The sequence below is a fragment of the Allobosea sp. Leaf344 genome, from assembly GCF_001426225.1.
Lineage (GTDB): Bacteria > Pseudomonadota > Alphaproteobacteria > Rhizobiales > Beijerinckiaceae > Allobosea.
The window spans coordinates 73,414-92,916 of sequence record NZ_LMRT01000013.1; the positions used below are offsets into that span (position 1 = coordinate 73,414).

The 19,503-nt window shown below is 70.4% G+C and carries 14 protein-coding genes; 5 read left to right on the forward strand and 9 right to left on the reverse strand.

Annotated elements, in window-relative coordinates:
* Nucleotides 1-182: 182 nt before the first annotated feature.
* The 3 genes from ASG72_RS09005 to ASG72_RS09015 are packed head-to-tail and all read left to right on the forward strand — an operon-like array spanning nucleotide 183 to nucleotide 3,066.
* Entirely contained in the window at nucleotides 183-944 is a 762-nt protein-coding gene (locus tag ASG72_RS09005) for a SapC family protein (protein ID WP_056711297.1), read from the forward strand.
* A complete protein-coding gene (locus tag ASG72_RS09010; protein WP_056711299.1) occupies nucleotides 941-1,810 on the forward strand; it encodes a SapC family protein in 870 nt (289 codons plus the stop codon). Before ASG72_RS09005 ends, ASG72_RS09010 begins: the two co-directional genes overlap by 4 nt.
* On the forward strand, nucleotides 1,807-3,066 hold the full coding sequence (locus tag ASG72_RS09015; protein WP_056711301.1) for a glycosyltransferase: 1,260 nt from the start codon (nucleotides 1,807-1,809) through the stop codon (nucleotides 3,064-3,066). The genes ASG72_RS09010 and ASG72_RS09015 overlap by 4 nt, the downstream gene beginning before the upstream one ends.
* An 11-nt stretch (nucleotides 3,067-3,077) precedes the next feature.
* Here the strand turns inward: ASG72_RS09015 and ASG72_RS09020 are convergent, their stop codons facing one another.
* Both ASG72_RS09020 and ASG72_RS09025 read right to left on the reverse strand, forming a co-directional pair.
* Nucleotides 3,078-5,468 carry a glycosyltransferase family 2 protein gene (locus tag ASG72_RS09020; protein WP_056711303.1) on the reverse strand — a complete coding sequence of 797 codons (2,391 nt, stop codon included), beginning with the start codon at nucleotides 5,466-5,468 and terminating at the stop codon, nucleotides 3,078-3,080.
* On the reverse strand, nucleotides 5,465-6,136 hold the full coding sequence (locus ASG72_RS09025; protein WP_056711305.1) for a class I SAM-dependent methyltransferase: 672 nt from the start codon (nucleotides 6,134-6,136) through the stop codon (nucleotides 5,465-5,467). The genes ASG72_RS09020 and ASG72_RS09025 overlap by 4 nt, the downstream gene beginning before the upstream one ends.
* Nucleotides 6,137-6,379: 243 nt before the next feature.
* On the opposite strand from ASG72_RS09025, the gene ASG72_RS09030 reads away from it, so the two are divergent.
* Nucleotides 6,380-8,092, forward strand: a complete 1,713-nt coding sequence (locus ASG72_RS09030; protein ID WP_056711307.1) for an ATP-binding cassette domain-containing protein — start codon at nucleotides 6,380-6,382, stop codon at nucleotides 8,090-8,092.
* Nucleotides 8,093-8,109: 17 nt separating this feature from the next.
* On the forward strand, nucleotides 8,110-9,444 hold the full coding sequence (locus ASG72_RS09035; RefSeq protein WP_056711309.1) for an HlyD family type I secretion periplasmic adaptor subunit: 1,335 nt from the start codon (nucleotides 8,110-8,112) through the stop codon (nucleotides 9,442-9,444).
* A 31-nt stretch (nucleotides 9,445-9,475) separates the two neighbouring features.
* Here the strand turns inward: ASG72_RS09035 and ASG72_RS09040 are convergent, their stop codons facing one another.
* The 7 genes from ASG72_RS09040 to ASG72_RS09070 all read right to left on the reverse strand — a co-directional run bounded on the left by ASG72_RS09040 (nucleotide 9,476) and on the right by ASG72_RS09070 (nucleotide 19,253).
* Nucleotides 9,476-10,849, reverse strand: a complete 1,374-nt coding sequence (locus ASG72_RS09040; RefSeq protein ID WP_056711311.1) for a hypothetical protein — start codon at nucleotides 10,847-10,849, stop codon at nucleotides 9,476-9,478.
* A gap of 3 nt (nucleotides 10,850-10,852) precedes the next feature.
* Nucleotides 10,853-11,194, reverse strand: coding sequence for a hypothetical protein (locus tag ASG72_RS09045; RefSeq protein WP_156395878.1), 342 nt, complete (start codon nucleotides 11,192-11,194; stop codon nucleotides 10,853-10,855).
* A 70-nt stretch (nucleotides 11,195-11,264) separates the two neighbouring features.
* Complete coding sequence (locus ASG72_RS09050) at nucleotides 11,265-12,176, reverse strand: transglutaminase-like cysteine peptidase (RefSeq protein WP_056711315.1); 912 nt, start codon at nucleotides 12,174-12,176, stop codon at nucleotides 11,265-11,267.
* A 97-nt stretch (nucleotides 12,177-12,273) separates the two neighbouring features.
* The gene (locus tag ASG72_RS09055; protein WP_056711318.1) at nucleotides 12,274-13,596 is read right to left on the reverse strand and encodes an HlyD family type I secretion periplasmic adaptor subunit; all 1,323 of its coding nucleotides are present in this window, start codon (nucleotides 13,594-13,596) and stop codon (nucleotides 12,274-12,276) included.
* A complete protein-coding gene (locus ASG72_RS09060) occupies nucleotides 13,593-15,749 on the reverse strand; it encodes a type I secretion system permease/ATPase (RefSeq protein ID WP_082540224.1) in 2,157 nt (718 codons plus the stop codon). Before ASG72_RS09060 ends, ASG72_RS09055 begins: the two co-directional genes overlap by 4 nt.
* Nucleotide 15,750: 1 nt before the next feature.
* Nucleotides 15,751-17,154 carry a TolC family outer membrane protein gene (locus ASG72_RS09065; protein ID WP_162246223.1) on the reverse strand — a complete coding sequence of 468 codons (1,404 nt, stop codon included), beginning with the start codon at nucleotides 17,152-17,154 and terminating at the stop codon, nucleotides 15,751-15,753.
* 23 nt (nucleotides 17,155-17,177) lie between these two features.
* Nucleotides 17,178-19,253, reverse strand: coding sequence for a hypothetical protein (locus ASG72_RS09070; protein WP_156395879.1), 2,076 nt, complete (start codon nucleotides 19,251-19,253; stop codon nucleotides 17,178-17,180).
* Nucleotides 19,254-19,503 lie beyond the last annotated feature (250 nt).

Sequence of the window (19,503 nt, forward strand, 5' to 3'; positions counted from 1 at the left end):
ACCAGTCCGTCTCGCCTGATGGCGGCGCCCGGCGGCGCGGCCGCGAGCCGGCGGCATGGCGCGAGATCGGCGGCCGCGAAGCGCGTCCGCCAGTCCGCATCGCCGCGTTGCGGTGCGGGGTCGTCGCTGTCGCTTGCCCGCCAGAGCGAAGGCATCGGCCGCCGCGCGCGCGGAGGCGGGAGATGAGCGAACCGGCTCCGGGCCTCTATGAGCGGCCGACGCTGATCTCCCACCTCACGGGCCATCAGCGGATTTTCGCGCAGGGCGCCTACAAGGCCGTGCGCGATCTGCAATTCGCGCCGGTCGCCTGCGAGGAAGGGTTCGGCATGGCCCGGTTCTACCCTTTGTGCTGGCGGCGCAGCGGCGGAGCGCCGGTGCTCGGCGTGCTGCGCAGTCTGCTACCGGGCGGCCTCGGTCATCCCGCCGATGTGCCGACGCAGGAGAGCGCGCTGCCGCTGCTGCTGCAGTGCTTCCCGATCATCCTTCCGGATGCGGAGGCGATCGCGCGGCAGCAGCTGCATTTCGACGATGTGATCGCCGACAGGCCGAGCGATGTCGGGGCGCCCCTGCTGATGGCCGATGGCCATCTCAGCCGCGCGGCGCTGATCCGGGCCAGGCGCGCGGTCGGGCTGGCGCATGCGCTCAATGACAGCGCCGCGCTGTCGCGGGATATCGACGCCGCCGGTTTGCTGGAGCCATGGACGCTGGATTTCGAGATCGGCGACGGCCGCAGGGTCCGCATCGACGATCTCCAGGTCGTTTCGGCGGCGCGGCTGCATCATCCGGAGCTCGCGGAGATCATCGCGGCCCATGGCGCGATGGCCGGCCTGTGCCTGTCGCTGCATCGCGCCTCGCTGTTCCGGGTGAATGCGCTGCTCCAGGCGGCACGACGCCAGGCCGCGGCGCTCCCGGATTCCGGCCCCGGCGAGGCGCTGGCGTCATGAGCGATCCGGATCGGCCGAGGGGGCTGCGTTTCGTTCCGGTCGAGACGGCGGGGCTGAGCGTCTGGGGCCGCCCGCCTCGGCTGGATTGCCTGGATGCGCTGGGTGTCCTGCCGGTCGCCGATACCGAACTGCTCAATCTCTCGCATCACTGCCCGATCGCGATCCGGCTCGGTCCCGCCGGCCCGGCGGTGGTCTGCCTGCTGGGCCGGGATTTCGTCCGCAAGCCGCTGGTCAGTGGCGAGGGCCGCTGGCTCGCCCCCTATTGGCCGCTGGCGCTGCGCAGCCTGCCGTTCCGCAGCCGGCTGGTGCAGGGCCGGCGCGTGGTGGAAATCGCGCCCGAGCTCGCGGCCGCGGCCGAGGGGGCGGCGCTGGCGCTCTCCGCGGAGGGCAGCGCCGGGAGCGATTATGCCGCGATTCTCGGCATGCTGGGCGTGCTGGAGCGCGGCGCCGCCAGGCTCGCCGATGCGGCGCGGCTGCTGCTCGCGGCCGATCTGCTGATCCCGATCGGCGAGCACGGGCAGGAGCGCTGCGCCGGGCTGACGGTGGTAAGCGGCGAGCGTCTGGGCCGGCTCCCGCCGCACAGGGCCGCGGCGCTCGCCGCCGATCGCTGCCTGGCTTTCGATCTCGCCGCGGCCTCGCTGTTCTCGCGGCGCTGGCTGGCGGACGGGCTGATCCTCGACCGTCCCGAGGAGCGCGCGGCGCCGGCGCCCATGCCGGATCTCGCCATGCTCGACCACGGCCTGCGCGACGCGATCGAGCAGCCGCTGATCCTCGACAACAGCCCGCTGTTTTCCTTCGAAACCTATTTCGGGCCGCGCTCCGGCAAGGCTGCGGCGCAGACGCCCGGCCCGGGACATGCGGCATGAGCGAATTCGGGATCCTCTTCGTCCACAACAACTTCCCCGGGCAGTTCCGCAATCTGGCGCTCGCTCTCGCGGCGCAGGAGGGCGTGTGCGTGCGGGCGATCGGCACCCGGATGGCGCCCGGCCTGCCCGAGGTGCCGATGCAGCGCTACAGCTTCAAGAGCGTGGATTCCGCCGTGGTCCACACCTTCGCGCGCCGCTTCGATCTCGAAAGCCGTCGTGCCGAGCAGGTCATCTACGCCGTGACCCAGCTCAAGCTGGAGGGGTTCTCGCCGCAGCTGATCTATGTCCATCCCGGCTGGGGCGAGGCGCTGCCGCTGCGCGCCCTGTTTCCGGACGCGGTGATCTGCGCCTATGCCGAATTCTACTATTGGCCGAAAGGCGTCGATATCGGGTTCGATCCGGAGGCGCCGCGCTATGGCGTCGACGGCGAAACCCGCATCAGCCTGCGCAATGCGGCGACGCTGCTCGCGCTCGTCGACGCGGATGTCGCGATCTCCCCGACGCAATGGCAGCGCAGCGTCTTTCCCGAGGCCTTTCGCGACAAGATCCAAGTGCTGCATGACGGGCTCGATACCGCCGCGCTGCTGCCGCAGGCGGATGCGGCGGATGTCTTCATCGGTAATCTCCGCTTCAGGCCGAGTGACGAGATCGTCACCTTCGTCTCGCGCAATCTCGAACCCTATCGCGGCTTCCACATCTTCATGCGGGCGCTGCCGGAGATTTTGAAGGCGCGCCCGCAGGCGCGGATCTGCATCATGGGCGGGGACGAGGTCTCCTATGGCGCGCGACCCGACGAGCAGGCGAGCTGGCGCGCGGTCATGCTCGCCGAGCTCGGCGATGGGATCGATCTGAGCCGCGTGCATTTCCTCGGCAAGGTCGCCTATGAGGAGTATCTGGCGCTGCTGCGGCTGTCGCGCGCCCATGTCTACCTGACCTATCCCTTCGTCCTCTCCTGGTCGCTGCTCGAGGCGATGGCCCTGGAGAGGCTGGTCATCGCCTCGGCGACGGCGCCGGTGCAGGAGGTGATCGAGGATGGGGTGAACGGGCTGCTGGTGCCGTTCTTCGATGCGCAGGCCCTGGCGGCGCGGGTGGCGGAGGCGCTGTCCGAACCGCAGCGCTTCGCGGCGCTGCGGCGCGAGGCACGCAGCAGCGTCGTCTCCCGCTTCGATTTCCGGGAGCGGATCTGGCCCGGCCATCTCGATCTTCTGGAAGACCAGCCGGGCTGCGCCCCTCTGCTGCGCCTTCTCCGGCGCTGAGCCGGAGAGGTTCACGGGGCGGGATCGCCGAGCCAGGTCATGATCACGGGCGCGATCTCCGCCTCCGGCAGATCCGCCGGCAGGCGCAGGAACGGGCCATGCTGCCGGGGCAGGCGCGCCAACCCGTCGAAGACCGCGACATGCAGCCCGGCTGCGAGCCACTCCGTCAGCTGCTCATCCGCCAGCCCGTAGCGGCGCGAAGCGACGAGGCAGGCGGAGATGCCGGCCCGTTTTAGCCAGTCCGCGATCTCGCGCCGCGGCACGGGTCCGGCCGGCCAGGCCAGGGCCTCCAGCTGCAAGCTGTCCCGGGCCTGCGCGCCGAGAAGGGCGAAGGCGAGCCGCGGATCGTGCCGGCCGATTGCGGCCAGGAGCGGGCCGCAGGGCGCATCCTGGGGATCGAGGATCAATGCCAATGCACGATGCGCCAATGCACGATCCGGCAGGAGAGGGGCGACGGGCGGCGGGGAGCCGCAATCTGGCCGCTGCGGCACGGGCGCCAGGCAGGAGGTGGCGACGGCCTGCGGCAGGCTGTGGCAGGCCGCGACCAGCGCGCCCGGCAGACTGCCATCATCGACCAGCGTGACCCCCGCCCAGCGATGGGCGAGGAGCAGAGTCCGAATCGCGCCGGGATCGGCGGAGGCGGCAGCCGGCAGGCGCAGCGTCAGATTGCCGGGAAGCCGGTCCATGGCGTCGAGCGCGATTTCGAGCCGCCCTTCCGGCCTCGCGATCCGGCCCAGCACCGGCTCCAGCCCCCTGGCCCTGGCATGGTCCAGCATCTGCGCGGCCAGCCAGTCCGGCAGCTCCGGCGGCACCAGAACCAGATGGAGGCGATGCGCCCGGGTTTTCAGCCAGAGATCCTCGAGACGGCCGAGCGGCTCGCGCAACGGATCGGCCTGCCGATAGGCCCGCGCCTGCGCGCGGTAATCGGGGAAGCGCGCTTCCAGGATCGCCTGGTTCCGGCGGACCAGCGCCGCCTTCTGCCGCCCGAAGGAGCGCGAGCCGTGATGGCCGACGACGACATCGGCCGCGCAGACATTGCGATATCCGGCCCGGCGAACGCGCAGGCAGAAATCGACATCCTCGTAATAGCCGCGGCCGTAATCGGTGGAGAGCGCACCGACGGCCGTCAGCACGTCGCGCCGGACACAGAGGCAGAAGCCGACACCGTTCGGCAGGTCGACGCGCAGGCCCGGATTGGCCTGCTGCGCCAGCCGGTCGAGCACCACCAGCTCGGCCATATCCGGCATCGGATTGGCGCTGAAGCGCCGCGGGAAGCTGGTATCCTCGCCGGTGTTGGAGAGGGGCGTCGCGGTGCCGATCGACGGCTCCGCCACCGCCGCTGCGAGACGCGCGAGAGCGCCCGGCGGAACCAGCGTATCGGCGTTCAGCAGCAGCACATCCTCCTCGGCGCGCCGGCAGGCGATCCCGCGGTTGATCGAGCGGGCGAAGCCGAGATTCAGCGGATTGCGCAGCAGCATGATGCGCCGATCCTGCGCCAGCCCTTGCAGGGACGCGGCGAGGGCGGGGTCGGGCGTGGCATCGTCGATCACCAGGATCCGCGTGCGGGCCGCGGGCAGGCCGGAAGCGAACAGGCTGTCGAGGCAGGCGAGCGTCGCGGCCTTGTCTCCATAGACCGGCAGCAGGATCAGCAGTGACCCCTCGCCATCGGCCGCTACGGGCTCGCCCGGCGCGACGGTCTCCCCGGCGGGGTAGAGGATCGCCGGAGCCGAAAACAGGCGCAGCGGAGCGGGGCTGCCGGACTTCGCCTCGGCGAAAAAGGTCAGCGCCGGCGCCGATCCGGGCCAGCCGAGCGCGAGCCTCGCCGAAAACGTCCAGTCGGGGTGGCGCGACGGCTGGCCGGCTGTGTCCGCGAAGGCCTCGCGCCGCTCGCCGTCGCTCCAGCCCAGGAGCAGAGGCGATGGGACGTTCCAGTGCAGGGTGATGGCGATCGCGCCATCCGCTTCCCGGGCGACCAGCACCGTCTCGTGACCGCTGGCCGCGAGGCGGGAGAGCGCCTGGTGCCACAGCGTTTCGTCGGCGCCAAGCAGGGCCTGTTCGAGCGCGTCGCGGCGCAGAGCGGGATCGGGACCCTGCATGTCCAGGGCGAGCAGGACGGGGTGATCGGGCGCCAAAGCGCGGGCCTGGTCGAGATCGGCCTGTGCGGAAGCGGGATCGCCGAGCCTGGCATGGGCGGCGGCGCGCAGGAGCAGGCCGGCTTCCCCGGTCGCGAGGCCGATCCGGACCAGCCTATCGGCCAGGAGCCAGGCCAGCCGCCAATCGCCGCTCTCCGCGGCGCGGCTGCTCGCGGCCAGCAGGCCACGGGCGAGATCCGGTTCCCGCTCCAGCCGCAAGGCCGAAAGGGCCCGATGCAGAACCGGCTGCGGCGCCGCCGGGCCGGTCACGCGGTGAAGGCGAGGCCTGACGCGCCGAGTTCGGCCAGAACCGGCTGCGAATTGCCGGGGGTGACGAAGGCGACGGCCCAGAGATCGTAATGCTCGGCGGATCGCGTCAGCACCTCGCTGAAGCCGGCCTCGCGCAGCAGGCGGCCGAGCCGGACATCGCTGAAGCCGGTGTGATGGGCCATGAAGCGGTTGCCCTGGGCGATGGAGGGGCGGTGGCCGAACAGCATGTCGAGCGGGGCGATCGGGCCGGCGGGCGAGATATAGGCCGGTTCCTCCAGCCCCGTCCGGGCGATGGTGGCCAGGATGGCCGGCAGATCGGGGCAGCGCAGCAGCAGGTAGCCGCCCGGCTTCAGGACCCGGCGGAACTCGGCCAGAGCGAGGGGCACCTCATGGTCGAAGAGATGCTCGAGATTATGGGAGGACCAGACGGCGTCGAAACTGTCGCTCGGCACGAGGCGGCGCATGTCGACCGTGGAGCAGATGATGTCCGGCACCACCTTGGGGTCGAGGTCGAGCCGGACCTCGTCCCAGATGCGCTGATCGCGGAAGACGGCGTGCAGGCGGTGGGGCGATTTCGGCCCGCAGCCGACATGCAGCAGCCGCCGGCAGCTCGGCGCCTCGGCCGTAACGGGCATGGGCTGCGGGCTGCTCTCGGTGACCTCGTGCATCGCGATCCTCCTATGCCGGCACCGCCTCGGATGGAGCTGCCGCAGGGTCGCTCCGGCTATTTTTCTCCGCTGAGGGGCGGCGATGTCCTGCCGCGGCGCCGGTCTTCTCTTCGCATATTTGTCGATCGCGCGGCAATACAGTATTGATTTGAGAAGTTGGCCCGATAGGCCTGTATTTTCATGCCTCACTGATAATATATGTTCAGGAATTAATGCTGTATGCTTAAAAATCGCGCCAAGTATTTGATTGCTGAATTTCGCGGCCTCGACGGCGCGCTGGTTTCGCTGTTCCTGTTCAGCGGGGTGATCACGGCGCTGTTCATCGTGCCCTCGCTCTACATGCTGCAGGTGCATGAGCGCGTGCTGTACAGCCGCAATGTGATGACGCTCTACGCCCTCTCGGCGATCGCGCTGATCATGATGATCGCCTGGTCGCTGCTGGAGATGGCCCGCGAAACCGTCCTCCAGCGCCTCGCCAATCTCTTCGACCACACCGTGTCCGGCACGATCTTCATCGCCCTGAACCGCCAGACCGACGGGATGCCGGAGGCGTCGCGGGGCCTGATACTGGCCGATATCGCGACGATCCGCGATTTCATCGCCGGCAGCATGATCCCCGCGACGCTCGACCTGATGTGGACGCCGCTGATCCTGCTGGTGGCGTTCCTGATGCACCCGCTGCTCGGCCTCGCGCTGATGCTGATGATGGCGATGCAGGTCGCGCTGGCGCTGGCCGGGCAATGGCTGGCGCGTCCGCATGTGATCAAGGCGCTGTCGGCCTCCGCCCGCGCCGCCGAATTCGGGCGGGCGGTGATGCGCAACGCGGAATCCGCGCGGGTGATGGGCATGCTGCCGAACCTCGCCCGGCGCTGGGGCGCGGCGCGCGACGAATCCCTGTGCTGCTTCGAGGCTGGGGCGCGCAGCACGGCCGTCACCGCGCTGCCGCTGCGGATCCTGCTGCACGCCCAGCAGCCGCTGCTCATCTTCATCGGGGCGCTGCTGGTGATGGAGGCGCAGGTCGGCCCGGGGTTGATGCTGGCGGCCTCGCTGATCGGCATGCGGGCCCTGATGCCGATCATGGCCGTCGCCAATGGCTGGCGCGTGATCTGGAACGCCTCGATGGCGGCCGCGCGCCTCGACGAGATCCTGCGGGACGTGGCGCGCCGGGCGCCGCGTGTCGGGCTGCCGCGTCCGGCCGGCCCCCTGATCGCGACGCGGCTCGCCGTCACGCCGCCGGGCTGCAGCCAGCCGGTGATCACCGACATCTCGTTCACCGTCGATCCCGGCCGGGTCGTGGGTGTCGTCGGCGCCAGCGGTGCCGGCAAATCCAGCCTCGGCCGGGCCCTGATCGGCGCCTGGCCGCTCGCGCGCGGCACGCTGACGCTGGACGGGCATGAACTGGCGCATTGGGATCAGGACGGGCTCGGCGCCCATATCGGCTATGTCGGCCCCGATGCCGACATGCTGCCCGGGACGCTGGCGGAGAATATCGCGCGCTTCGCGCCCGGCGGGCCGGAGACCGAGGCGCGGCTGATCCGGGCGGTCGAGCTCGCCCGGATCAAGGACATCGTCGCCCGGCTGCCGCATGGGCTCAACACGGTGATGGGCGCGGGCGGGCAGCAGCTGTCCAGCGGCCAGCGGCAGCGCGTCGCGATGGCGCGCGCGCTCTATGGCGACCCGGCGCTGTATGTGCTGGACGAGCCGAACGCCAATCTCGATGCGGCCGGCGAACAGAGCCTGGCGGAGATCGTCAAGACGCTGCGGGCCCGAGGCGCGATCGTGATCCTGATCACGCACCGCATGGCCATGCTCAGCCAATGCGACCTCGTCCTGGTGATGAACCAGGGCGCGGTCCACGCCTTCGGCGAGCGGGACCAGGTGATCAATCGCCTCTCCGCCTATCAGGCGCCGAAGCAGCTGCCCGGGCCGAGCAGCAGCGGCCCCGTCGCGGCATGACCAGCAGGGAGACGGAGATGGACCGGGAAACGGACCCGTCGCGGGCGCCGCAGGAGGCGCTCGGCAGGGCGCTGGACTGGCAGCGCAGCCTCGCGCAGGGCTACATCATCATCGTCGCGCTGGTCGCGAGCTTTCTCGCCTGGAGCGCCTTCGCCCGGCTTGACGGGGCGGCCATCGCGCCCGGCGTGCTGAGCGCGGAGGGCAGCCGCCGCACGGTGCAGCATCTCGAAGGCGGGATCGTGCAGGAGATCCTGGTCCGCGACGGCGAGACGGTGCGGGCCGATCAGGTGCTGATCCGGCTGGATCCGACCCGCCTCGATACGCAGGGCGATCTCTACAGCAATCAGCTCGCCATTCTGCTGGCGCAGGAGGCGAGGCTGATGGCGGAGTTCGAGGCGAAGACGGCGCTGGTCTTCCCGGAGGCGGTGATGGCGCGCAGCCGCGAGCCGGCCGTGGCGCCGGTCATCGCCGATCAGAGCCGCCTCTTCACCAGCCGGCGCGACGCCATGCTGCGCAATCTGCAGATCGCCGAGAGCCTGCTGCAGCAATTGCAGAAGGATTACGATCAGGTTCAGGTCGATATGAGCACGGCCCGCGAGACGCTGGCGCAGATCGATGCGGAATTGAACGCGCTGCGCCCGCTCTTCCAGCGCCAGCTCGTGGCGACGACGCGGATCGCGCCGCTGGAGCGCGAGCGGGTGCGTCTCGCCGGGGTGATCCAGGGCGGGGAGGTGCAAAAGCTGCGGCTCGATGCGCGGCTGGCCGAGCTGAAACTGCGCCGCCAGCAGGTCTTGCAGGATTACCGGCAGGACGCATCGACCATCCTGCAGGATGTCCGCAAGCAGCTGACCGACGTGCGCCAGCAGATGCTGCTCGTCGGCGATGCGCAGCGGCGCGGCGAGATCCGCGCGCCGATCGCCGGGACGGTGCAGCAGATGCGCTATTTCACCGTCGGCGGCGTGATCCGCCCGGGCGATGCGATCCTCGACATCGCCCCCGCCAGCGAGGAGCTGGTGATCAAGGCGCGGGTGGACCCGCAGGACATCGACCGCGTCGTCACCGGCGGCACGGCCGAGGTGAAGTTCGCGAGCTTCGGCTATTGGGGCAGCGAGGTGATCAGGGGCACGTTGCGGTCGATCTCGCGCGATCGCATCATGGAGGATGGCGGCAAGCTCAGCTATTTCGCCGCCGAGGTGGTGGTCGACAAGGCGACGATCCCGACAATGATGGTCGGCAAGCTCACGGCCGGGATGGCGGCGGATGTGCTGCTGATCACCGGCGAGAGATCCGTCGGCGAATATCTGCTGGGGCCGCTGCTGCGGCGCTGGGATCTGAGCCTGCGCGAACGCTGATCTGCGGCCTGGCGGCGCAGCGCCGCGCGGCTCAGGCCGGGACGCAGAGCTGCGCCAGGCGTCCCGCCGCCAGCCGGACGGGGGCGATGCCGACCCAGTCATAGCAGCCATCGGCGACCGGGCCTCCCGGTCCGGCGCCGGCGAGCCAGACGCCGCCCCTGCCTGCCGGCGGCGGATGGGCGTCGCCGACCGGGCTCGCCCCGTCCCGCGCGAGGCTGCGCCCGGCGGGATCGAAGGCGAGACCGGCGGCCCAGGAGGCGGCGGCGAGATCGCGGCCGCTGCCGGAGACGAGCGAAGCCGCGCCATCGGAGACCAGCTGCGTGCGGGACTGCGAGGCGCGCAGCAGCGCGGCCGGCTCGTCCAGGCCGAGGAGCACGCCATCGGCGCGCAGCATGGATTGGCCGCGGATCACGATGCTCGCCGCCGGGCGCCGCAGCAGCGCCGCGACCGCGGGCGAGAGCGCCGCCACCTCGCCGGGGCGGCCCTGGCTCCCGCCCGCGGTGGCGATGGCCGGGCTGGCGAAGCCGCCGAGCTCCAGCTGCGGCAGCGCCAGCCGGACCGTGAAATCGAGCGCCGCGCCCACGGCCCAGTTGAACTGGAGGAAGAGGCTGCCGGTGCCGTTGGCGCCGAGCGACACCTTGTCGGCCGCCGTGACCCGGCCGGTCCGCAGCGGCCCGGCGGCGAGGGCGAAAGCGACGGCGATGTCGGTCGAGGCGCCATCGGCGAGATTGTACCGGAAGCGCAGCGAGGCCAGGTTGATCGGCGAGGCGGAGCCCTCGACCAGCCGGCAATAGGCCGAGAGACTATAGGTCGAGGCGGGCGCGATGCCGGTGACGGCGCCGAAGGAGGCGACGCCGAAATTGGCGCTGCTGACGCCGCGATAGCGGAGATCGACGAAGGGCATGCCGTCTTCGAAACCGGTGCGGACGACGCCGATCGAGAGGCCCGCGGCCAGCGCGAACCAGCCCGTCGGCAGGAGGCCCGGTATCCCCGCGGCGGCGCCGGTGCCGCTCGCATTGGCGAGGAGGTTGGTGGCCGCCTCGTTCAGCGCGAGCTGGCGCCTGCCATTGCTCCAGTCGAAGCGGGCGATGCCGGCGGGGAGGTCGGCGCGCCAGGCGCCATCGGCGCCGACATGGCTGCGCAGGCCGCCGGCGCCGCGCGTCGAGACCTCGAGCCATTCGGCGAGGCCGCAGGCGCGCTTGGCCAGCAGCGCGGCGGCCGGGGCCGACGGCACCCGCTCCGCCGGCAAAGCCGGGATGGCGTAGCGATCGCCGTTGAAATCGGCGATGGCGGCGAGATCGGCGAAATCGGGCGCGGCGAACCAGTCGCGCCGGCGGCGCCGGCTAAGCCCGGGCAGGGCGAGAGCCGGGCCCGCGCCATGGCCGGTGGCCAGGGAGACGGACATGGCTCAGCTCCAGAATTCGAGCGAGCCCTTGCAGGCATTCGCGGCGCGCAGGCAGAGATGGGTCGCGCCGGCGGGCAGGCGGCGCAGCGCCGGGTTCAGCACGCTGCCGGTGCCGTCGGTGGAGCTGGCCGCCGGCAGGCCGAGGCTCGTCTCGGCGCCGCCGCAGCGGACGCGGACATCTCCGTCGAAGCTGAAGGCGACGATTTGCGCGCCGGGCGGGACCTGCACGCGCAGCAGCACATCCGCGGCCAGGACGATGTCCTCCACCCGGTCGGAAAACAGGGGCGCGAAGGCCAGGCGGCCGGCGTTGAAGGGAAATTCCTCGTGGAACGGCAACATGATCACGCCCTCTCGCTGATGTGCCTCCAGGATAGGAGCGCGCGAGAGGGCGGGGATAAGCGAGGGGCCGCAGCCGTCAGGGCAGCTCGGGCGCGGCCGGCTCGACCCTGAGCGGCTCCGCCAGAGCGACGCTCGGGACGGGTTGCGGCATGAGGGCCAGCATGGCCTGGCCGCTTTCGTCGAGCGCCGCGATTGGGCGGATGTCGCTGTAATGCGCGGCCGGCGCCAAATCCTGCCGCTGATTGTCGAGGAACAGCCATTCCCCCTCGCTGCGCACCGCGAGCACCGCATGGAACATGCCGCTGCTGCGCTGGAACATGACGATCAGCTTGAGGTCCGCTGCGGGATAGCCGAGGCCGCGCAGCATCATGTATTTGGCGATGGCGTAATCCTCGCAATCCCCGATCTTCTCGATCGATTCGAGCGGGCTCGCCCAATAATCGGCGGCCGCATTGGCCTGGTAGTCGGTGGCGTAGCGGATCGCCCGGTTGACGCTGTCATGCACCAGAGCGAGCTGCCGGCGGCCGGAGAGCGCAGCGGCGGCGGCGCCGATGCTGATCCAGCGTTTCGCGCCGGGGTGATCGCAGGAGCCGCCGCGGCAGGCCGCGATCACGGCTTCGTCCCGCTGCCAGCGCCCGGCCATGTCGCGCCATTTCTCCGCCAATTCGCCCCCCGGGACCGGCAGCAGGGCCATGCCGAGGATCGTCTCCGGCCCGGGCGGGAGGGTGTCGCGTAGCGCGGGGTCGGCATCGGGCCGATCCGCCACGCTCTCGGAGAGTGCGGCCGCGACGGGCTGGGCTTCGGGCGGGGCAGAGGGCAAGGCGCCCGCGGCGCGCAGTGCCGATAATCTCTGCGCGATAGTGAAGAATTGCAGCGGCGCCATCGCCGGCAGCAGCGCCGGGCTCGAGGCCGGCGGCCGGGCGGCCGCTGGTGCCTTGCCGGCAGGGCCGGCGGCCTGGGCGGCGGAGGCCAGCACCAGGCCAGCCATTATCGTTCCGGCGCGCGCGAGGGCGCGCCAATTCGGCACGTGTTTCATGACGCAACACCCTGTCTCGCACCGGGTGTCGCCTGTTGTCAGGCTTGTGTCAGCGCTCTCTGAGCGCCTGATCCCGGAGCAGTTTTGCTGGCTTGAGGATGTAGCTCATCACAGTCTTCCGCCCGGTTAAGATCTCGAGCTGCGCCACCATTCCTGGAAGGATGGGTAAAGAACTCGTTCCGTTTCCAATAAAATTATGGTCGGTCCTGACGACGACCCGATAATAGCTCTCTCCCTTTTGGTCAGATTGCGTATCCGCGCCGATGCGTTCGACCTTTCCCTTCAGAGAGCCGAACACGGCGCTGTCATAGGCGGTGATCTTCACCACCGCCTCCTGTCCCTGCCGCAGGAAGCCGATATCCTGCGGCCGGACCTGCCCCTCGACCAGCAGGCTGTCGTCCAGCGGCACGATATCGATCAGCACCATGCCGGGCTGCACCACGGCACCGAGCGTGGTGACGTGGATCTTGTTGACGATGCCGCGCACCGGGGCGCGCAGCTCCGCGCGCTGCACCCGGTCCTGCGCCGCACGAATGCTCTCCTCGATCACCGCGAGATCGGCGCGGGCCTTGGTCATGTCCTCTTCCGCGGCGGAGCGAAAGGCGATGACGGCGCCGGCGCGCCGGGCGCCGGCCTCGCGGATCGCCGCTTCGGCACGGCTGAGACTGGCCTGATTCACCGCGATCTGGCCCGCGAGATCGGCGACCTGCCGCTCCAGCCTGAGCATCTCGATCTCCGGCACGACGCGGTCCGAAAACAGCCGCCTTGTGATCGCCAATTCGCGGTCGAGCAGCGGCTTGTTGGCGACCAGGCGCCGCGTCTGCGCCGCCAGCTCTTCCTGCTCGCGCTGCTTCTGGCCGAGCTGCTCGTCGAGGATGGAGAGGTCCTGGCCGAGCTTGCGCAGCCGCGCCTCGAACAGCGCCCGCTCCGAGGCCGCCGCCGCACCATGGGAGGCCTCGATCTCGGGCGGCAGGACGAGCTGCGCCGGACTCTGCCAGCGCGCCTCCTGCTCGAGCCGCGCGATGCGGGCGATCAGCGCCGCCCGGCGTTCCCGGACCTCGCCGAATTGCGAGCTGAAGGCGGTATCGTCGATCCGCATCAGCACCTGGCCGGGCTTGACCAGATCGCCCTCCGCCACCAGCAGATCCTGCACCAGCCCGCCTTCGAGCGACTGCACCACCTGGGTCTGTCGCGAGGGGATGACCCTGGCGATGCCGCGCGTCACCTCGTCCAGCTCCGCGAGACTGGCCCAGATCGCGGCGAGCAGCAGGAATGCGGCGCAGACCCTGATGAAGAGGGCGAGCGTCCGCGGCGTCTGCAGCTCGATCGCGGCGCGGATATCGTTGGTGAAGGCGAAATCCCCGGATTTCACGAGGGGACCGAGTCTGGTTGGAGCCGTGCCAGAACCTCGGCGCGCGGGCCGTCGGCGACCAGCCGCCCGGCATCGAAGACGAGCAGCCGGTCGACCATGCGCAGCAGGGACAGCCGATGCGTGCTGATGATCAGCGTCGTGTCCCGGGCGATATCCTGCAGCCGGGCGCAGAATTCGGCCTCGGAACGCAGGTCGAGCGCGCTGGTGGGTTCGTCGAGGAAGAGGATGCGCGGCTTGCGCAGCAGCACCCGGGCGAGCGCCACCGCCTGGCGCTGGCCGCCGGAGAGGTTGGCGCCGCCTTCCAGAAGCGGCGTCTCATAGCCGGCCGGCGCCCGGCCGGCGAAGGCCTCGACCCCGGCGAGACGCGAAGCGGCGACGATCTCCTGGTCGCTGGCCTGGGGCTGTCCATAGGCGATGTTGTCGCGCAGGCTGCCCTGGAGCAGCGCCGCATCCTGCGGGGCGAAGCCGACACCGCGGCGCAGATCGACCGGATCATATTGGCGCAGGTCGACATCGTCGATCAGGATGCGGCCGGCCGTCGGCTCGTAGAAGCCGGCGAGCAGCCGCCCCAAAGTGGTCTTGCCGGAGCCGATCCGCCCGATGATGCCGACGCGCTCGCCTTCCGCGATGGAAAAGCCGACCTGCTGCAGCGCATCGCCATCGCTGCCGGGATAGCGGAAGGAGACCTGGTCGAAGCTGATCCTGCCCCGCGACACGGTCCTGGAGACGAAGACGCGTCCCGGCTCGCGCTCCACGGGCAGGGCCATCAGCGCGTCGATGGCGCGCAGGGTGTGCAGGGTGCGCGAACCGCGCATCACCAGCGCCGCGAGATTGGCGATGGGGCCGAAGATGCGCGACGAAAGCATCGTCGCGGCCATCAGCGCGCCGGTGGTGATGCGGTTGTCGAGAACGAGCACCACGCCCCAGACCACGATCAGCAGCCCGGCCAGGTTCTGCGCCGCGCCGGAGAGGTTCAGCGCCAGCGCCGACCATTGATGCACGGCCTCGCCGGCCTGGGCGGTGGCCGCGACGGACCGTTCCCAGCGCGCCTGGACGCGGCTCTCGGCGCCGAGGGCGCGGATGCTTTCGGCCGTGGCCAGGCTTTCGACGAGAATACCGTGGCGCGCGGCGGATTCCGCCTGCACCGAGACGATCGCACGGTCGAGCGGCGTCTGCAGCAGGGCGCCGATCGCCAAGGTGACTGGCAGCAGCAGCAGCGGGATCCAGGCGAGAGGCCCGGCGACGAGGGCCATCATGGCGATGAAGATCAGTGAGAAGGCGAGGTCGGAGGCGGCGATCACGCTGCTCGAGGTGAAGAATTCCCGCACCGATTCGAATTCGCGGATCTGATTGGCGAGGCTGCCGGGGGAGGCGGGGCGGAAGGCGGTCTTCAGCCCCAGCACATGCTCGAAGAGCCGGGCGGCGAGGGTGACGTCGATCTGTTTCCCCGTCAGATCGATCATCTTGCTGCGGGCCATGCGCAGCCCGACATCGAAGCCCATGGCCAGCACGACGCCGATCGACAGCGCCGCGAGCGAGGCGAAGGCGCCATTGGGCAGCACGCGGTCATAGACGTTCATCACGAAGAGCGGGAAGGCCAGCGCCAGCAGGTTGATCAGCAGCGAGGCGAGGGCGATGTGCAGGTAATGGGGGATGAAGGGCTGCAGGCTCGACCAGAACCAGGTGCCGGCCCCGAGCGCAGGCGTGGCGGCCTGCGGCGCCCGCCCGCTCGCCGCCGGCTTCACCAGGAAGCAGAAGCCGCTGTAGTCTTTTTCCAGCGCGGAGAGGCCGATCGCGATCCTGGCGGGAGGGGCCGATCCCGTCTCGGCCAGGATGCAGCGGTCCTGAGCGGCGTCGATGTCGACGAGAACGCGCGGGCTGCCATCCTTCATCAGCAGGACCACCGGCAGGATCAGGCGCGGCAGATCCGCCAGGCGGCGTTGGGACGCTTCGGCGACGAGCCCGGCATTCTGCGCGGCGCGCGGAAACAGGCGCGGCGTGACGACGCCATCGAGCGCCGGCAGGCCCGCCAATATGGCGGGGGCGCCGACCGGGCGCCCGAGCAGCTGCGTCAGGGTGACGATGCTACCGAGCAGATCGCGCGGGGGGGCGTCGATCGGCGGGGCGCCAGCGCCCGCCGGGCTGTCTCTCATCTCAATTCCCGCCGGCCGGTACCGCAGCCGCCAGCGGGCCCGCGGGCACCAGCTCGATCGGCGGGAGCAGGGCGCCGCGCTCGCGCTGGCCGCGCTGCGGGTTGGCAGCCTCCGCCGGCGCGGCGATCTTGACGGCGGCGAGCAGGCTGCCGGTCGCGGCCACGAACTGGTAATCCGAGAAGACCGCCAGCCCCTTGGCATTGGTGAGCCCGATCCGGGCATTGTAGAGCGATTGCTCGGCGTTCAGCAGATCGAGCAAGGTGCGCAGGCCGAGCTCATATTCGCTGCGATAGGCGGTGACCACGCGGCGCGCCGCCTCGACCTGCTTCGTCAGGGCGCGGACACGGTCGCCGAAGGTCAGCCGCGTCGACCAGGCGCGTTCGATGGATTCGGCGGCCTGCCGTCGCAGCACGTCGAGCCGCAGGCTCTGCTCGGTCACCCGTTCGGCCAGCTCATATTGGCGGGCCGTATCGCTCCCGCCGGAATAGAGCAGCCAGGAGGCGGTCAGCTTCGCGCTGAGCGCATCGTATCGGCCCGTCGTGTCGCGAGAATTGCGGCCATGCTCGGCCCGCGCCTCCAGCGCGACCGTCGGCAGGTCGCTGCCCCTGGCGGCGAGGCGCTGCGAGCGCACCGCCTCGAGATCGGCATCGGCGGCGCGCAGCGTCGGATTACGGGCCACGGCGAGGTTGAGCGCCTCGGCCCGGCTCGCCGGCACGGATTTGAGCCGCGAGGGCCAGAGCAGCGCCTTCGGCTCGGTGCCGACGGCGCGGCGGAACAGGGCGAGCGGCTCCGCCAGCCGCTGCTCCAGCTCGGCACGGGCGGCTTCGGCCGCGAAGACCCGCTCCTCGACCTGATCCTTGTCGCCGCGTCCGGCGCGGCCGCCTTCGAAACGGGCGGTGACGTCGGAGAGCAGCTTGCGGTGCACCGCGATGTTCGCATCGGCATGCGCGATCATCTCGCGCAGCCGCAGGATATCGGTGAAGGACTGCACCGTATCGAGGGCGACGAGCTCCGAGCGCTCCTGAACGCGCCAGCTCGAGGCGTCGACGCGCGCGGCCTGCCGCCAGATCTCATGGCTGCTGGCGAAGCCGTCGAACAGCAATTGCCGCACCACCACATTCGCCTGCCGCCCGGCGACGAATTCCTGGCGGCCGGTCGGCAGGTTGATGTCGAGCGAACGGGTCCGCTCCGGCCCGACATCCGCCTGCACGCGGATCTGCGGCAGCAGCGCGCCCTGGCTCTGGCGCAGCTCCTGCGCCGTGGCGCGCCGGTTCGCTGCAGCCTCGCCCACCGCCGGATTGGTGCTGACGGCGCGCCGGATCGCCTGGTCCAGCGTCATCTGGGCCGTCGCGGCGGCCGTCATGCCCATCAGCGCGATGAGCGCGAGCCAGAATTGCTTGTGCATGGTGCCCCCGCAGCCTGCCGACATCATGTGATCCGGATATCGCCGGCCGCGACGGTGCCGGTCTCGAAGATCGCCAGCGCGATCGCGTTCGATGCCGCGCCATTGCCGTCCGCGTCGTAGAACAGCGTCTTGGTGGTCGGGTCGAAGCCGAAGCGCTGATCCGCCGTGGTGAAGCCGCCGCCGGAGAAGAAACCGGTGCCGATCACGAAGCGGCTCGCATCGAGGGTGCCGGCGCCGAGGTCGCTGCCGCCCAAAACGCTGCGCGAGAATTCCAGAACGTCGACGCCGCTCTGGAAATCGACCAGCGTATCGCGGCCGATCTGGGCGAGGTCGCTGTCGAAGACCACGGTATCCGCGCCCGTTCCCGTGGTGATGCGGTCGGCGCCCGGCCCGCCGGAGATGCGGTCATTGCCGGCACCGGCATCGATCCTGTCGTCACCGGCCCCGGCCTCGATCCGGTCATCGCCCCCGCCGGAGACGATCACGTCGTCGCCGGCGCCGGAGGCGATCTGGTCCTTGCCGTCCCCGGTGGTGATCCTGTCGTCGCCACGCCCGGTGGTGACGCTGTTGTCGCCATCGCCGGCCGAGACGCTGTTGCGGCCGTCGCCCGCGATGATGGTGTCGTTGCCGGCGCCAGCCGTGATCCTGTCGTCGCCGGACTCGGCGCTGATGATGTTGTCGCCTTCGCCGCCGCTGATGATGTTGTCGCCGCTGCCGCCGATCAGCGTATCGTCCCCGTCGCCGCCATCGATCGTGTCGTCATCGTCGCCGCCATCGATCAGATCGTCGCCGCCGCCGCCATTCAGGATATCGTCGCCGTCGAGCCCGATGATCCGGTCCCCGAAACGGGTGCCGGTGAAGTTGGCGTCATGGCCGCGGCTGTCCATCACCTCGGCGATGACGGGGATCGTGGCCGTCGCCCTGGTCACCGCCCCGGTGCTGTCCGTCAGGGTGATGGTGATGATGCGGTCGCTGGTATCGAGGTCGAAGCCGCCCTCGGTGTTGAAGTAGCGCAGGCGGGCCAGCAGGTCGCGCGCTTCGGCGGCGCTCATCCCGGCCGGGGCGCGGACTGTCAGCGCCCCGGTGGATGGGTCGAACTGATAGATCAGGCCGCCGCCGCCGCCGATCGGTTCGCTCAGGCCTATGCTGCCACGCGAGCCCTTCGCGGTGGCCGCGATCGTCGCCGACAGGCTGGTGATGCGATCCCCGGGTTGGGCCACGGAGACGTCGATGAAATGCGTAGGCCGGGGCGCGGCCTCGTCGAACTGGCCGATGGGCACGCCGCGCTGGTTGGCTATCCCGCCGGGCCGCGCCGTGAAGCCGGCGGCTTCCTCTGCCGAGACGGCGGTATAGCCGGTGCCGGGCGCCTTCGTGTCGAGATCGAGCCTGAAGACCGGCTTGGTGGCGGGTCCCGGGTCGGGATTGGTGCCGGTGCCGCCCCCGTTCTGGCCGCCGGACCCCGACCCCGCGCCCTGGCCGACGGGCGGAGCAGGAAGCGACGGCGTCAGCGCGCTCGTCCCGGGCGCTGCCGCGCCCTCGCTGCTCGCCCGGATGATCGGCCCGTTCGCGGCGGCGGCGAAGCCGGACTGGCCGGCGGCGCCGTCGCCGGGGGTGAGTTCGCTGACGCGCGGCGCGACGGAGCCCGCATCCACGGTCAGCGCGCTCTCCGGGTTGAGCGCCGAACTGGGCGGGGCGGCTGCGAGATTGACGCCGCCGGAGCCGCGCGGGCCGACCGCTATGCCCGCGGCCGTGAGGATCTGCTCATCGGCGCTGACGCCGAACTGCGCCGCGAATTGCTGGGCGTCGATGGTGGTCGCGGCGTCGAGCCCGATCCGGATGTCGGGCGTGAACTGGCCCGTCTGAAGATAGAGACCGTCGACGACGACATAGGCGCGGTCCGGGAAGAGCACCACGAGACGGTTGCCGAGCTTGACCAGCGCGATCGTCTCATTGGCGATCGAAGACAGGTCCAGCGTGTCGCCGGGCCCGATCTGCAGCGCCTCCGACTGGCCGGGCAGCGGCTTGCGCAGCGGGATCGAGCGCAGTTGCACCAGGGCGAGGGGCGCAGGATCCTGCAAAACAACAAGCGGCGAGCGCATGGTCGACTCCGATCGCGGACGTAGCGTCCCGATAAAATTAACCGTTCGTTAGGTCAAGTTAATAGGTGTCTATTGCGGCGAGATCTATTCTATTAAAGTAAATATACGCGGGAGCGTTCATTTATACATAGTTATGCTGACGGATTTTGTTCCGGCGGTGCATTCCTGAATTATCGCTTCAGGACGAGATCGCCTTCGCCGGCGCGCTCCGCTGCTCGGGCCGCGGGGCGGCCGGCGGCGGCGCGGCGGG